10 protein-coding genes are annotated in these 16020 nt (G+C 47.8%); all 10 read right to left on the bottom strand.

Going from position 1 to position 16020, the window contains the following annotated elements:
• Positions 1–131: 131 nt before the first annotated feature.
• Positions 132–3380, bottom strand: a complete 3249-nt coding sequence (locus tag KCV26_04505) for a DUF4981 domain-containing protein (protein WZX37646.1) — start codon at positions 3378–3380, stop codon at positions 132–134.
• Positions 3381–3483: 103 nt separating this feature from the next.
• Positions 3484–4824 carry a Gfo/Idh/MocA family oxidoreductase gene (locus tag KCV26_04500; GenBank protein WZX37645.1) on the bottom strand — a complete coding sequence of 447 codons (1341 nt, stop codon included), beginning with the start codon at positions 4822–4824 and terminating at the stop codon, positions 3484–3486.
• 180 nt (positions 4825–5004) lie between these two features.
• Complete coding sequence (locus KCV26_04495; GenBank protein WZX37644.1) at positions 5005–5931, bottom strand: sugar phosphate isomerase/epimerase; 927 nt, start codon at positions 5929–5931, stop codon at positions 5005–5007.
• 6 nt (positions 5932–5937) lie between these two features.
• Positions 5938–7260: a Gfo/Idh/MocA family oxidoreductase gene (locus KCV26_04490; protein WZX37643.1), complete on the bottom strand. Its 1323-nt coding sequence runs from the start codon at positions 7258–7260 to the stop codon at positions 5938–5940.
• A gap of 30 nt (positions 7261–7290) precedes the next feature.
• Entirely contained in the window at positions 7291–9138 is a 1848-nt protein-coding gene (locus KCV26_04485) for an FAD-dependent oxidoreductase (protein ID WZX38324.1), read from the bottom strand.
• A 417-nt stretch (positions 9139–9555) separates the two neighbouring features.
• The gene (locus KCV26_04480; GenBank protein ID WZX37642.1) at positions 9556–9981 is read right to left on the bottom strand and encodes a hypothetical protein; all 426 of its coding nucleotides are present in this window, start codon (positions 9979–9981) and stop codon (positions 9556–9558) included.
• 270 nt (positions 9982–10251) lie between these two features.
• Entirely contained in the window at positions 10252–10686 is a 435-nt protein-coding gene (locus KCV26_04475) for a transposase (GenBank protein WZX37641.1), read from the bottom strand.
• Positions 10659–10796, bottom strand: coding sequence for a hypothetical protein (locus tag KCV26_04470; GenBank protein WZX37640.1), 138 nt, complete (start codon positions 10794–10796; stop codon positions 10659–10661). Before KCV26_04470 ends, KCV26_04475 begins: the two co-directional genes overlap by 28 nt.
• 286 nt (positions 10797–11082) lie before the next feature.
• Positions 11083–14469 carry a DUF1080 domain-containing protein gene (locus tag KCV26_04465; protein WZX37639.1) on the bottom strand — a complete coding sequence of 1129 codons (3387 nt, stop codon included), beginning with the start codon at positions 14467–14469 and terminating at the stop codon, positions 11083–11085.
• A gap of 105 nt (positions 14470–14574) precedes the next feature.
• Positions 14575–15828: a Gfo/Idh/MocA family oxidoreductase gene (locus tag KCV26_04460; protein ID WZX37638.1), complete on the bottom strand. Its 1254-nt coding sequence runs from the start codon at positions 15826–15828 to the stop codon at positions 14575–14577.
• Positions 15829–16020: the final 192 nt, after the last annotated feature.

The following is a 16020-nucleotide window of genomic DNA, read 5'->3' as shown; positions in this document are numbered from 1 at the left end:
TCTTTTTCCGGACGGTTGTTGTTACACGCCACAGCTGTAAGGACCGGTAACCCTAGAAAAACACCGAGGGCATACCGGGAAATTATTTTCGCGATTCTCATATCTCTTTTGTAGTTTAATGCCAAAGATAGTTAATTTTCGGTTGAAGAACTTAAAATATGGCGTTCAACCTCTTTCCTGTTCCTGATGGGGATCAGCGTAAAACCGTAGGTGGCCGAAGCTTCACCCGGGCGGATCAGGTACTCTTCCAGCGGCAGCTTGCCCCAGCTGTTGTTCCCTCCCACACCCTGCATGCGGTGATCGATAAAGAGGTCCACCACATCCGACGGACGGTAGTCGCTTATATGCTTGTTCCGGGGCGCAGTTCCTGCCGGTGCGTCGTTGTTGAGCGATTCTCCGTTGGTGATCGTCTCCAGCAGGTAGTTGGACACGTTGAACTCAAACAGGTCGTCTGCTACAAAGAGCAGTCCATTACCCGATTTCCGGGTTAGTGCCAGCCAGCGGGTATCGGTATGATGTCCGTTTTCCTGCGGCAACACGTAGCGGGTTACCATTTCGTTGATGGGTGATGTGTAACGGTCGAGGAAGGCGGAACTTTTTCGGTCGGCGTAGTTCTCCCAGGGGCCCCTGCCGTAATAATCCGCTTGCACCAGCTCTCCTGTGAGCTGCATCCGCATACCGATACGGGGTATCATTTCTGTATCTGAGTTGGTGGCATCGAACCGGTTGGAGATATGGAGGGTGCCGTTGTCATAGAGAGTATAAGTCACTTCGTTGCTGGCCCCGGTTTCGGGGTAGCTGTAGCGGTAGGTGAGGGTTGTTGTCTCGCCGCGGGTGATCTTCAGGCCTTCCGCCCTGAGTTCCCGGTAGCTGGCCTCTCTCCATGCGGAGAGCCTTTTAGGAAGCCGTGCGCCGTAATCGTTATCGATGGGAGCCCGCCAGAAGAAGGGACGGGGACCAGCACCGTTTTCGATATATTCGGTGCCGTCCACCCGGTAGGAGGTGAGCAGCCCGGTCTGTTTGTCGAAGACAGCCTTGAAACGGCGGCCGCTTACGATCACCGAGGTTTCTGTCTCTTCTGTTCCGGCTGCTTTCAGCTTCCCGGTTATCCGGGCAGAGTAATCGTTGACCACAAACTGGTTACGGGCTACCACCCAGCCGGCAGGGATCAGCCGTTCCTCCTTCTGCTGTGTGACCGTAAAGTTGACGGTCAGCTGCTCTTTGCGTCCGGCGTAACGGGCCCAGCCGGGTACCGCTACCTTTACGGCCTCCTGTGGAGCTGCTTCTGCCTGCAGCCTCCCCTGGGCCAGTTCCTTTCCTTCGGTTTTGATGCTGTATGTAATCTGGTAATTACTCAGATCGGAGAAGAAGTGCTCGTTGAAGAGTTCTACCGACCCGTCCACCGGGTTGAAATTGCGGAACCAGACATGTTGGTACACCTTGCGCATCTCTTCGGTATGTGGTTTCACGCTCCGGTCGGGGAAGACCACACCGTTGATGCAGAAGTCACCCGAACTGGGAGTACCTGTTGGCCCGTAGTCGCCTCCGTAGGCCCAGAAACGGTTCCCTTTCTCATCGTTCTTCACCAGTCCCTGGTCTACCCAGTCCCAGATAAAGCCTCCCTGCAACAGGGGGTACTTCCGGATGATGTCCCAGTATTCGGTGAAGTTGCCCAGGCTGTTTCCCATGGCATGAGCGTACTCACAGAGGATAAGGGGGCGGTCGGATGCGGGATCGTTGGCGTACCGCTCGATCTCATCGGGATCGGAGTACATCGGTGCGAAGATATCGCTGTTCCACTCCATTACAGCCCGTTCGTACTGCACGGGGCGGGAGGTGTCGCGGCTTTTGATCCAGCGATAGGTCTCGTAGAAATTGTATCCGTTACCAGCCTCGTTGCCCAGTGACCAGGTGATGACGCAGGGGTGGTTCTTATCCCGTTCCACCATGCCGGAGGTGCGGCTCAGGTGATCTTCCAGAAAGAGCGGGTTGTTTCCCAGCGTACCTCCTTTTCGGAGGTTGTATCCCATCCCGTGGCTTTCGATGTTGGCCTCGTCGATCACGTAGATCCCGTATTCGTCAGCCAGCCTGTAGAAGAGTTCCGGTTGCGGGTAGTGGCTGGTACGCACGGCATTGACGTTGTATTTGCGGAACAGTTCGAAATCTTTGCGTATCAACTCTTCGGTGACGTAATGGCCGGTATGTTCGTTGTGTTCATGCAGGTTCACCCCTTTCAACAGTATCGGCTGCCCGTTCACCAGGAACTGGCGGTTTTTAATTTCTGCTGTACGGAAACCTACTTTCAGGGCTGTCGCTTCGAGGGTGCTTCCCTTTTCATCCATCAGCTCAACGGCTAGCGTATAGAGGTGGGGTGTCTCGGCGCTCCACTTTTTCACGCCGGGTATCATCTCTTCAAAGCGAACGGATGCTCTTTCGGAAACTTTTTCAGTGAGGGATCCGCCGGCCACTTTTTTGCCGGCTTCGTCCGACAGGGTGTAGGTGAGAGTGAATGGGCGGGTGTTCCCTTCGGGGGAAGCTACGGTGATATCGAGCGCAAACTGTCCGTTGGTGTAGCTGGCATCGAGGCCCGGATGAGCGAAGATATCCGCCAGGTGTAGCTTGGGACGGGCATAGAGGTAGACATCGCGGTCAAACCCCGAGAGCCGCCAGAAGTCCTGACACTCCAGGTAGGAACCACTGCTCCAGCGGTGAATCTGTACCGCCAGCACGTTTTCTCCCGCTTTTGCCTGATCGGTCACGTTGAATCGTGCCGGTAGCTTGCCCTCCTTGTTCATGCCGACGAACTCCCCGTTGAGGTAGTAGTAGGCTGCTCCTCTGGCTGCATCTGCAACGAGGATGATCTCCTTTTCCTGCCAGTTGTCGGGAAGGGTAAATGTTTTCCGATAGGTTCCCGTGGGGTTGAATTCTTCCGGAACGAGTGGGGGATTGGGCCTATCCCAGTAGGGTGTGTGGCCCGGAGAGGTGAATTCGTAGGTGGTATTCACATAAATGGGAACACCAAATCCCTGCACCTCCCAGTTGCCCGGCACCCGGATATCGTTCCATCCGCTGTCGTCAAAATCAGCCTTCTGAAAGCCTTCTTTAGGGCGTTGACTGAACCGGTCGGTGTAATGAAACTTCCAACTCCCGTTCAGTAGCACCACATCGCTTCCTTTGGATATGTAACCGGCAGCAAGGGCTTCCTTTAGATCTGTGAATGAAGAGAATGTTGACCGCGGCTCTTCGCGGTTGATGTGCAACAGTTTAGGGTTGATGATTTCCGCATAACGGTCTGACTGCTCCTGGGCAGATAGCATGCCGGCGGTCGGTCTACCGCATACGATCAGGGACATCAGGATCAGAGGAATTGTTCTTTTCATGTTATGTTTCTTTATGTTTGATAGTGCAAAAATATTAATTAAATCTTCACAAGTGTTACAAAAACACTTAAATCTTGCGGCTAATAATTTTTTTGCAGCTTATCTATTTTCTTATTTTGAGTTTCTGAGCATCCCATTTGATTGCTTCGTTGCGTAAATAGCTTTCGTAACTCAGCAGTGCAGGTGCTGCAGTTCTGACTGCGAAGAGGACGTCTGCCGTCAACGGTGTATTGTTCCTGATTCCATTGAAAAAATTGAAATGATGGTCATAATGTCCTCCTTTGTACCCTTTTTTCGCATTGAAAACATACTCACGGGAGGATACTTTCCGGGGAGCATCAAACTCCTGTCCCAATTCCCCCAATGCTTCAAAATCTTTGGTATTGACATCCCCGGTTGTTTTCAGTACAATTTTATCCCAGCCCACGTCCAATGAACCTTTTGAGCCGACAATCCTGAAATCCATGCTTCCCCACTTTTTGGATACGCCATCCACATAATTGGCTCCCAGCTGCACCGTAAAAGCTCCTGTGTTATTCCTGTCGGGATAATCGAAATATCCCAGCATGATATCGGGCGTATCTCGTGAACCGTCGGTATAGTGATGTATTCCTCCGGTGGTATATACCTTTTCCGGGCCTTTTGCATCCATGATATAGTGAATGCTTGAGAGGACATGTACAAACAGGTCTCCTGCTATGCCCGTACCATAATCTTTCCAGTTTCTCCATTCAAAAAAATGGTGGGGGTTGAATGGGATTTTAGGCGCGTTTCCCAGAAAACGGCTCCACCAGATTGTTTCTTCAGAGGCATCATCGGGTGCGGTAAAGGCATTTAGCATGCCCGGAGCTGAAGTGAACTGCCCGTCAACAAAATTAACCGCTCCGATAATTCCCTGCCGAATCAGCAACCGGGCTGCTCTGTTCCCCAAAGAGGCCATACCCTGACTGCCTACCTGGAAAAGGACTCCGCTTTTTTTCTGCGCTTCGATCAGGCCTTTTCCTTCTGCCAGCTTATGGATGACTGGTTTTTCGCAATAGATGTGTTTCCCGGCCTTCATCGCTTCAATGGCAATCGGCTGATGCCAATGGTCGGGAGTAGCAATAATTACCGCGTCGATATCTTTCCGCAGAAGAATTTCCCGGTAATCTTTCGTAACGAAAATTTCATTTCCCCATTGCGCCTTGGCATCTTTTAACCGTTTATCGTACAAGTCACAAACCCCAACAAGCTTAACGCCTTTAACCGTTAATGCGGTAAGGGTGTCTGAGGTTCCCATGCCTCCCTTGCCGATCAGGCCGATATTGATAAAAGAGTTGGGTGATACCGATAATTTCACGTTTTTGGCTGGTTTGCTTCCTGCTGCATGGAGCAGGGAAGTGGCCGAATTCAAGGCAACAGTGCCTATGGCCATTTTTTTTAGAAACTCGCGTCTGTTTTGCATATGATGTAATTTAGGTATAAGTTGTTTTGCCGGTATATTTTTCTGCACGATTTACACTTCAAATTTACAAAAACTTGTGATATAAAAACGCGATCGATCAGTGTTTATGCTACTTTTTTTAGATCTTCCGTTATCTCTTCATTACGGATAGGGATAGGTGCTTGGTTGTATTCTGCTTTTTTAAAAGGAGATAATCTTGTCCATCAGTGCGGAGATTTTCTTTAAATGCGTTAAATCTCCACCGGGAACTTCAGCGGTCAGCCAACCTCCTTTATGGCCAGTGTCCCGTACGGCTTTCATGACCACCGGCCAGTTGTTGTCTCCCTCAAGGAGTTCTACCTTAAAGCCCTCCCTTAATCCTTTCGAGTTCATGTTCTCACGGCTGAACTCCTTGATGTGCAGCCGCATGATACGGGACTTCAAGGTGTGGATCCAGTGTTCCGGCCATCCGTACCGTAGCACATTTCCGATATCGAAATACCAGCCGACCAGCGGGTGGTTGAGTTCATCGATAAATCGCTTTGCTTCTACGGGGCTGAGTATAAAGTTGTTCCAAACGTTTTCCAGGGCAATTTGCACACCCGTTTTTTCAGCATGGGGAATCAGTTCTCTGATCGCGCTTTGCGAGGTTATGTAAGCTTGTTCATAGGATACCTTTTCATTCACTACGCCTGGAACGACCAATACGGTGTCTCCACCCAGTTCTTTCACTTCATGCATTGACTTGATCACCGATTCAATGCATTGCTGCCTGATTTGTTGATCCGGATCCGATAATGGTTTTGACCAATGGTCCTTATTGATCACGCTGGGCAGTTCTATGCCGGCATTCCGTTTTGCCTGAAGGAGATCGGTTAAGGAAAGGTCGGTCGGACTATTGAGCTCAACTCCGTCAAAACCCGCATCCCGGGCAATCTTGAACTTGTCCGTGAGTGAACCCTTGTCCTGGATCATCCCGAAGACCAACGCTTTTTTTAACGACACCTTGGATTTTTGCTGTGCCGCCGCAGATGGTGTTTTATTTTTGCCCGATACGGTTGCAAACGGGGTGATGGCAGAAACTCCCGCCATCACCGCTGCCGATTTGATAAAATCTCTTTTGTTCATGTTGGTTTATTTAAATGCTGTAACCCCCGGTATCGCAATGGGAAGGTCGTACTTTGTATCCCGGGAAATATCTCCCGGGAACAATACCTCCGATGAGTTCAGCGCCTGGTCAAAGGTGATGGTCTGTCCCGAGTAGGCAGCCATGCGGCCGGCCAGAGCGAGCAGGTTGGAGCGCGTCATCCACTCGCCGTCGTTCATCGGCTTGTTTGCCCGTATGGAAGCAAACAATTCGTCGTGCTCCACCTGGTACATGCCTCTTACCTTTGTCTGCTTGTAAGCTTCCGCATCGGTGAATTTGGTCACGTCAGCCAGGTTCCACGCGTTTTTTCCGGTAATTTTATGTTCGCCGGTTCGACAGTCTACGTAGCATCTACCGTCCTTTCCAATTAATTCAACCGCATAGGAAGGGGTTGTTTCCGCTTGTTGACGGCAGAAGAAATATATTTTCACGCCGTTATCATATTCGTAGGTCAGTCCGAAATGGTCGTATACATTTCCGAACTTCGGATCGGTTCTCTTTTGCCTTCCGCCGGTACCGCTGATTTTCAGCGGAGCTTTGTCCCCCATTGCCCAGGAGAACATATCGATACTGTGGATGGCCTGTTCAATAAGGTGGTCTCCCGAAAGCCAGTTGTAATAAAGCCAGTTACGGAGTTTGTACTCCATGTCTGACCAGCCGCGTTGTCTTTCCTTGAACCACAGTTCACCGGTGTTGTAAGTTGCCTCCCCACCCAGGATCTCTCCGATCTGACCGTTCAGAACCCTTCCGAAGGTATCTCTTTTGGGTTGATGGTACCTCCAGCAGAATCCGGAAACCAGGGATAGGTTTTTTGCCTTGGCCTTCTTTGCGGCATCCATCACCCTTCGTAAACCGGGAGCGTCCACGGCAAAGGGTTTCTCACAGAAGACATGCTTGTTGGCGTTAACGGCTGCTTCCAGGTGTTGAGGCCTGAAACAGGGGGGCGCGGCAAGCAGGACAACATCCACATCGGAGTCGATCAATTTTTGGAAGGCATCGAGACCGGCGAATTTATTGCTTTCCGGCACCTGCACTTTATTCCCGTACTTTTCTTTAAGGGTGTTGAATGATGTTTGCAGCTGATCTTCAAAAGCATCCGCCATTGCGGTTAAGATGACGTTCGGATCGGCATTCAATGCTTCTCCTGCGGCACCTGTCCCGCGGCCACCACAACCGATCAGCCCCACTTTCAGCGTGTTGCTGTTGGACGTCCAGATGGAGTTAGACCCCAAGGCGACCCTGGAAGAGATAATTGTTCCGGCAGTAGCCAGTCCTGCAGTTTTGATAAATTTTCTTCTTGAATAGTTCATTGTTGTGATAGTTTAATTGTATTTATTGCTTTAGTCTTTGTCATAAGGTGGAATCTGAAGATTTATTTTTTTTGGCCCTAAGGTTCCTCCTAAATTATAATTCTGTAAGTTTTCGATGTTATATTTGCTCGCTCCTTTTGTCATGAGCCGTTGTAATTCATCCAGGTGTTCCTGATAAACACCGCGTGGTGTTGTTTTATTTTTTGCAGCGACCGAGGCAGCCATTCCCACCACTTCGCCCATCATACCGGTTGTACGCATAACCCTCACGGTACCTAGCGCCACGTGTGTAACGCTGATGTTTCTTCCTGCCATAAAAAGGTTATCCACGTTTCGGGAATAAAAACAACGGTAAGGTATGGGGTAAGGATGTATGGTTTTGTGAACCGCAATCGATTTAAACTCAGCCCCGGGAAAATGCTTTGTATTTTTTGGATCGGGGTAATGGAGATCAATCGTCCAGCTTGTTGGTGCAGAGGCGTCAGGATAGATTACGAAATCGGTAATGTCCTGTTCTGTCAACACCATATCGCCAATTAGCCTGCGTGACTCTCTTTTTCCCGCAATATACGCTACCCAATCCAAATACTTGTTTTTGTACTCTTCTTTAAATGAACTTTTGTTCTTCAGATAGGACCAATTCGAGTATACCACCAGCATGCCGTAGTCCCTTACCCTCTCGAAATCGGAAATCTGGTCAAAGTTCATGCCCGTTTCCCACGTCCATTCACCCATGGTTACTTTTTGGGCGTTTGTTTCATTAAAGTCTATTCCGTAGTTAAACTCCGGGAAATCGGAACTTTTGTCTCCTTCTTTTGAGTACCACTGGACAGATGAACCCATGGTCATTTTATCCGCTTCCTCGGGAGCGGTAGGTTCATTAAATTCAGCTTTACTTTCTCTTCCCATGGCAAAATCAGCACCTGCTAAGTAGCCAATCGTCCCGTCTCCGGTACAATCCGCAAAAAGTGGTGCGGAAAAGCTTAATTCTTCGGCTGTTTCAATATGCTTGGCAAATACTGTCCGAATAGTTGTTCCCTCTTTTTCAACTTTAAATGCTCTGAAATTAAGAAACAAACTAATGTTTTTTTCAGCATTGACCATCTCCAGCTTTTTCTCATCTTCGTAGTAATCTCCCGGCTGGGCGTTACCTCCCCTGAGAGGGGCAATCTCGTTGACCACATCCCCTAGCTTCGGGTAGGGATCGAGGTTAATCCTACCCCCAAGGTGTACCCTGACTTCTGAACTGTTGTTCCCTCCCAAAACTGGCCGATCCTGGATGAGAGCTACCTTAAGGCCCTGCCGGGCAGCGGTGAGCGCGGCGGCAGTGCCGGCTACTCCTCCACCGATAACCACAAGATCGAATTTTCCTGCTTTGGGTACAACTTCAGGTAATCCCAGTTTTTCTTTTCTAAAGGCCGTCAAAACCTCCGGTTCGTTAGGAGGCAAAATGTTGTCCATAGTAAAGTATACAGCATCGCAACGGCCGTTGAAACCGGTCAGGTCACGCAAACCAACGGTAACTGTCCCGGAGCTTATCTTTACTTTACCGACCTCCTGCCACTCCCAGGCAGTGCTTTTCGTGCCTAAAATTTTGTTGTTTAATACTTTTCCGTTTACCGTCAATTGAAATTTGCCTGGACCTTCCTTTGTGGTCCACGGTGATGTCCAGTTATACGTTCTGACAAATACGGTATATTCTCCGGTTTTGGCGAAATTCACCGTTGTGGTTGCGTCACTCACCGGGGTGCCCAGGCCATGTGCCATCAGGTAGGAAGACCCCATCAGATCCATGAATTGTTGGTCTACCACCCATCCTCCCTTGTTTTGAAAACTCTCCGCTTCAATGAAAATCGACTGAGCATGGGATGACACCATGCAGAGGAAAGATAAAGAAAACAATAAGATAGCTTTTATGGATTTCTGTTTCATTGGATAATTAGTCGAGGTTGAAAAAACCTAATATTTTTTGTTTGAAAATTCGTGCCAACCTAGTTGATAGCAAGTTGTATACCCCTATGGTAATTTCACGCGGGGCGGGGATTTTCTTTAGAGATCCTATTCGATAACTTACTCAAATTGCCTCTTAATCAGTATTATTTACTAATATGAATAGCAGTTACTTAGGGTGTGCTTATTAATTTCCAATCAGGCACAAAATTTCATTTGAGGTCTGAGTGGATAAATGTTTATATTTCTCACTTTCATCAGCTTCAGTAGTAACGAGACAAAATTAGGCAGGGGAATATCTCTCATATGCCGGATCAGGTTCATCACAAAAATGATAGCCCCTATTCAACTGTTTGACGTCGAGGACAGTCTGGCGCGGATATCATTCAAGCCATATCCACGTTTGACCAGAACAAACTTCCCCTCAACCCGGTTGTGTTTTGCCGCTTCCAGTCGCTCTTTACGTTTCCGGTATCTGCTCCTGATCGCTTTTACCGGCTTTCGGCCCAGCGGCGGCTCCCCGGTGTAGCAGATCCGCCTGTTCTCCTGGATAAGATATATCTTGTCCATCCTGGCATAGTCATCCAACAGGCTGATGTTGATCTTCGCCCCGAACTCTGTTTTTGCCTTGGCCTTGCCACGCACGACTGGACGTACATGTGGCTGATGAATGTTCACGATGCGATCCTCCACTTGATGTGTCTTTTTCCTGTACATGGTCTCCTGTTGTTCCAACAGATGCTGGATGACAAAAAATATTTCAGTTGCCACCGGTCGAAAGGAATCGGTTCAACCTTTATGGCGTCCAGCATCTTGTTAATAATCCGTATATCCCGTTTCAGGTAGTTGATCTGCTTTCGTATCGTTTTCCTTAACACGTTGGCAGGTTTTCTCTTCATTTTCGACACATTCAGAAAACTCCTTGCGAGCAACTCTCCTGTAGGTGCGGGGTTTATCCTGAACTCCCAGCTTCAAACACAAATCATCAATCAATTCTTCTGCCTTTTGACGGCTCTCGTTTAACAGGTCCAGGTCGGTGGGCTACTTGATGTCCGCATCACAAACAGTGGCATCCAGTTGGAGTTTTCCCTTGTTACCCGGATGCGAATCAGGGTCGTCATCATTATCATCTTCATCCTTCTTATCCGTGTCAACCTCTTCCGGTTTTTCCCCAGCTTTCAGCTTCAATCCTTTTCTTATCAGATCATCCGTCAATGATTCAAAGACATCCAGATCGATTCGCTTTCGGATGGAGACCAGCAGTGACGGTGTCATCACCTGTTCATAGGTGAAGGCCTCGAGCCCGAGAAAATACTGCATGTAGGGATTCTTCCGGATCATCTCGATCACTCCACGGTCGTCCGTCTTCATGATGTGTTTGATGATGATCACTCCCAGCACAAGTCTGGCATCCTTCGTGGGTGCACCCCGGTTACTTTTTGAAGTTCTTAATAAAGCCGGGCGAGCTCTTCCCATGGAACTATTTTAGAAAGAACAAGCCACCGGTTATTCTCATCCAGTTTGGCCTCAAAGGGCATATTGAACTCTGAAATTGAAAGCTGCCTGGAGCTCTTGTATCGTATCATAAAATGCAAGGATTATGAAGTAAAAATACTCAATATCTTGCAGATATACAAATTTTAGATCAATTAATTTGCTGATTTTCAGCATAAATATCAATTATTCAGCAGACCCTACATAGGTTTTCAGGTTTACGATTGAGTGTATATTTGCAATTGTCAGATCTGTATTGCAAATATAGTTTTTATTTTGAAATATCGGGTATCGAGAGGGTTAATATCGATAAACAGCATCTTTGTGCCGATGGACCAAAAAAAAGAGACGCATTCAATGCGTCTCTTGGATAAATTGTTACTTCAGTGGTTTTATCCGGATGTTTCGGAATTTTACCAAGGAGCCGTGCCCCAGGAAACCAATATGTCCGGTTTTATTCAATAACCCGGGATGATCCCGTTTATCAATCGTCCCGTTTTTGGAGGCTTCGCGGATGTTTCCGTCCAGGATAGTTGTACCGTTAAGAATAATTTTGATGTGATCGCCATCGGCAATTACTTCCTGATAGTTCCACTCGCCTACAGGCTTCAGGTAACCGCGTTTAGCAGGAATAACGCCATAAACCGAACCGTGATACTGGTAGATTTGGAGATTTTTGTAGACCGGGGCATCGTTATCAAGAATCTGTAATTCCATTCCTCCATATGCGGCATCGCCTTCTAGCGGCGCGCGGATGCCTAATCCGTTGTTGGCACCCGGTGTGAGCATAAATTCGAAACGAAATATAAAATTATCGAATTGTTCTTTGGTGTAAAGGTTGCCGCCAAAATTTTGGCTGGGATTCAGCACGATGTTTCCACTTTCCACCACGTAGTCTTTTTTGTTTCCTGTCCATTCGTTGAGGTTAGTACCGTCGAAGAGTACCCGAAAACCTTCTTTCTTTTCGTCAGCAGGAAGCTGGAAAGGTTCGGGGCGTTCAATTTCTTTAATAAATATATCGCGATAAGCCACCTTGCTGCCGTGTGCCTGCAACTCAATCTGTTCCGTCGGGAAGATGGGTTGACTCCTGTTCCAGTAGTTTTCCAACACTACATTGTCAGTAACCAGTTCATCGTTAAGCCACACCGACACCCTTTCACCAATCATCTTGATTCGGAATGTATTCCATTCACCTACTTTCTGGTCAGCAACTTTTAGCGGTTTGCTCGGATTCTGCTGGTTGTTGTACAATCCACCTGATCCAACCTGTGCTCCTACATTTACACGGGCGGTGTCCCAGATCTGAACCTGTGGCGTGCCGCGAAGGTAGATCCCTGCATCAGGCTCCGGCCCGGGATAAAGCTTCCAGTCAACCAGCATTTCGAAATCTCCGTATTGTTTGTTGGTACAGAGGTTGTCCCCTTTTCCGGTGAAGAGCAGTTCACCGTTTTCGATGACCCAGCCCGTTTTTGCTGCTGCGTCGGCTTTTACCTGGGCTGCAGCGAGTTCTTTTGGCGTCATTTTCGCGCGTTTGATGGGATTCTCTACCAAGCCTTTCCATCCGTCCAGGTTTTTACCGTTGAAGATGGACACAAAACCTCCGTCTTGTGGATTTTCGTCCAGGTATTTTTTTATGGACTCACGTTGATAGCCAGCATCTGGATTTTTCAATGTTTTACTCACTTTCTGGAGGATTCCGGTAGTTACAACACCCGCAAAAGCCGGATTATTTGTGGCGATGTTCATGGCAGCCAATGCGGCATTTTCGCTCAATGCCACATTATCCATATACGGGGCTACGAAAAGCATAGCCTGATATTGTCCGGTGTTTCCCAACAGGCGGAGAATGTCGTTTTTCTGTTTCTCGGTCTGTGCAAATTGCATCACTTCACGGAGATACAGGTATTTTATGGCTCCTGTTTCATTTGATTTATTGATGGTAGCAACGATTGCATCCGTTACTTTGCTCAATTCATTTTTGTTCTTACTGTTTCTGGCTATATCCAGCATCGGGTAAATGGAGTTGAACGATTTCCAATTGGTCAGTGCATCAAAAGCGGCATTTTTATTGGCCCCGGTTTCGGTATTGTAGGCCTTGGTAATCATCTCCATTGCTTTTTGAGACCCGCTGTTTGCCAGTGCAGTATAGTAAAGGTGCTTGTTTACAGACTTGTTCATCCGGTCTGATACCAGCTTCATTTGTTCGTTGGCCGGAAGATACGACAGGGCTGCGTTTACAGCTTGTTGAAGAGCGGGAACATTGGCAGCATCCGATTGTTCGAGCAATGTGAACAAGTCGGGCAGGTTTTTATCCGTAGAAACGTATTGAAGCGTATTGGCTGCTTCTGTTTTTACGTTTTCGTTACCAGTGAACATTTGGTTATAAACCAGGTTATACTGACTTTCCATTTTCCGGTTGGCAATAAGCTGTAGGATAGCTTTTTTCCCGACATCCCCGCTTTCGTTGAAAACCGATGCAAGTGTATAGGAGATATCACCCTTGTATGTTGATAAAGCATCTTTGGCGAGCAACACCGTTTCATCGTCCTGGCTTTTCAATAGTCCGGCTAATACAAGCATCGCTTGTTCGTTTCCAATTTTTGCCAAGGAAGAAATGGCCGCTTTCTGTACCATTTTATTACCGGATGTAGCGAAATTGGCAAGCATATTAGCTGTATTCGCTACTTTCTTATCGCCCAACCAGTAAATGATGGCGGTTTGTTTCTCTGCAGAAGCTTTTGGACTTAGTTCCTTCATAATCCTTTCAACCGCTTTTCGGTCGTTGTTGAAAGGATAGGCGTTAAGCAAACGGGCCAGGTAAGCGATATCCCCGTCTTTCAGTGCACTGTTGAGGAGTTTATTTTTGTCCGTCGAAGGAATTGCCAGTAAAAGCCCGGCTGCAGCCACTTTCAGATCGGAACGGTTTTGCTTTATGGCAAAGTTGAGCAATCCATTTGCCTCCTTTTCCACCAACTTAACGTCGGTGTGAGTTAATCTTTTTAAAAGAGAAAGGTAGGATGCCGTAGCATTGTTGTTAAGCTGATAGGAATAATTGACTTTTTGTGCGGCATTTTTCAGTGGGATAAGGGCATTGCGGCTTCCCAGGCTTCCTAAAGCCGTAAGCAATGCGTTGCTGAGTTCTGCTGAGGGATTTTGTGACAGTGTTGAGAGCAGTGCGGGTTCGGCTTGGCTGTATCCGGTCTGAGTTAGTGCGTTCACAATATTGAACTTTACAGCATCCGGGGCGTTACCCGAAAGTGCTGCAACGATGGCTTGATTTGCCTTCTCACTTCCGATGGAAGCCAATGCCTGTACAGCCGGAGCTGAAAGGTGCGAATCCTTCAGAAAAGCAGATAAAGTTTCCACATTGTTGTCAGTTCCTATTTGTCCAAGCTGGCGGATAACAAAAGCTTTTACTTCATTATCCAGCGATTGGTTCAATGCTTTTCCGAAAGCATTTGCCGCAAGGGCCCGTTTGGCATCATCGTTTGCCACAAAGTTTGTCCATCCGCTGATGGCATAGTCCAATGCTTCGTTGCTCCGGTTGCCCGGAGGGTTCATTCGTCCGATCAAGTCCAGTAAACCCTGTTCTCCCGTGGAAACCAGATCGGTCATCGTCCGGTTATATTGAGTTTGATTATCGGCCGGAAGTTGTGCCAGTGCATCCGCAATAATGGTGGCACTTGTTCTGCCCTGCGGCAGTTGAGCCATTAATGCACCCGTTGCGAGCAGAATGGCTGTTAAAATGGATAGGTATTTTTTCATTGTTGTTTAATTTAATTGTTTTATAAGATTGACAAAGATTGGTAAAGATAGATGGCGGGCTGCCTATGTTTCAATCTTATTCAATCTAGTTCGACCTTGTTCAATCTAAATACTCCACGGCGCACGCATTGGCTGATCGGATAAGCGATTGGCTTCCTCGTCGTTCACAAAAATCTCTTTCACCGGATCGTATTCGATTGTTCTGTTTAACCGGAGTGCTACGGCACCCATGTTCACAATAGTAGCGGAACGGTGTCCGTTCAATTCGTTCAAAGCGAATTTCTGTCGGTTGCGTATTGATTCGATGAAATTGGTATTTTGTTCTGTCGGTTCGGGGAAATCGGCCAGTTTTTTCTGCCAGTCGGGAATGTCGCAGACGAAGTTTCTGTAGACATTTCCGTTTGGCCCGGCAATATAGGGCGTATTAGGCTCACCGTAGTCGCCTCCCCACAGAATAATCTGGCAGCCGTCGTCATAGGTGTATGTAATGGAACGCCAGGTACCTACTGCGTCGGGATGTTGTTGAGGAGCATCCACTTCTACTTTTACCGGGCTTGTATTGTCTTTTCCTAACAAATACTGAACCGGATCGATATAGTGTTGACCCATATCACCCAGGCCACCGCCGTCGTAATCCCAGTATCCGCGGAATGTTCCGTGCACGCGATGTGCATTGTATGGTTTGTAAGGAGCCGGGCCCAACCACATGTCGTAATCGAGTTCTTCGGGAATGGGTTGCGGTTCAAGATGTGTTTTTCCTACCCAGTAGAATTTCCAGTCAAAACCGGTATGTTTGCTGATAGTAACTTTTAACGGCCAGCCGAGAAGTCCGCTGTCGACAAGCTTTTTGAGTGGCTTTACCGGCGTGCCCAGTCCATAAAACGGGTCTTTGAACCGGAACCATGTATTCAACCTGAATATATTTCCGTATTGCTGAATGGCTTCAACAACACGCTTGCTTTCGCCGATAGTTCTGGTCATCGGCTTTTCGCAGAAAATATCTTTTCCTGCTTTGGCTGCTTCTACCGACATAATCCCGTGCCAGTGGGGCGGAGTCGCAATATGCACAATATCCACATTTTTGTCGAGGATAAGCTCACGAAAGTCGTGATAGAGGCTGATGTTGTCTTTTACCAGGGCTGCGGCCTGGTTAAGGTGGTTCTTATCGACATCGCACATGGCTACAACGCGCGTCTTGTCATAAGAAATGTGTCCGCGACCCATTCCGCCTACGCCGATAATGCCTTTTGTCAGTTCATCGCTGGGTGCGACAAACCCTTTCCCCAATACATTTCGGGGAACCACAGTGAGAAGCGTTACCCCACCGAGGGTTTTTAAAAATTGTCTTCTGGAGGTCATAAATTAAGTTGTAATGTATAATAAAATTAAATTTTGTAAATATAATCACCAATTTTATGCCATATTTCCCGGCAAGGTTTTCGACAATGTCCCAATCCTCACGAGATGGTTCTGCACTTATAAATTCCATCTCCTTGTTTTTGGCAAAAGAAAACACTTTCTCCCACTCTTAGCGTGAAGAAGTCCAAACAC

The sequence above is a fragment of the Petrimonas sulfuriphila genome, from assembly GCA_038561985.1.
Classification (GTDB): domain Bacteria; phylum Bacteroidota; class Bacteroidia; order Bacteroidales; family Dysgonomonadaceae; genus Petrimonas; species Petrimonas sulfuriphila.
This window is presented reverse-complemented; position numbering and strand designations above follow the sequence as displayed.

What these genes read in the sequence shown, in the direction of transcription:
- KCV26_04505 (WZX37646.1), bottom strand. Translation starts at nt 3,380, where the DNA reads ATGAAAAGAACAATTCCTCTGATCCTGATGTCCCTGATCGTATGCGGT.
- KCV26_04500 (WZX37645.1), bottom strand. Translation starts at nt 4,824, where the DNA reads ATGCAAAACAGACGCGAGTTTCTAAAAAAAATGGCCATAGGCACTGTT.
- KCV26_04495 (WZX37644.1), bottom strand. Translation starts at nt 5,931, where the DNA reads ATGAACAAAAGAGATTTTATCAAATCGGCAGCGGTGATGGCGGGAGTT.
- KCV26_04490 (WZX37643.1), bottom strand. Translation starts at nt 7,260, where the DNA reads ATGAACTATTCAAGAAGAAAATTTATCAAAACTGCAGGACTGGCTACT.
- KCV26_04485 (WZX38324.1), bottom strand. Translation starts at nt 9,138, where the DNA reads ATGGTGTCATCCCATGCTCAGTCGATTTTCATTGAAGCGGAGAGTTTT.
- KCV26_04475 (WZX37641.1), bottom strand. Translation starts at nt 10,686, where the DNA reads ATGGGAAGAGCTCGCCCGGCTTTATTAAGAACTTCAAAAAGTAACCGG.
- KCV26_04470 (WZX37640.1), bottom strand. Translation starts at nt 10,796, where the DNA reads ATGATACGATACAAGAGCTCCAGGCAGCTTTCAATTTCAGAGTTCAAT.
- KCV26_04465 (WZX37639.1), bottom strand. Translation starts at nt 14,469, where the DNA reads ATGAAAAAATACCTATCCATTTTAACAGCCATTCTGCTCGCAACGGGT.
- KCV26_04460 (WZX37638.1), bottom strand. Translation starts at nt 15,828, where the DNA reads ATGACCTCCAGAAGACAATTTTTAAAAACCCTCGGTGGGGTAACGCTT.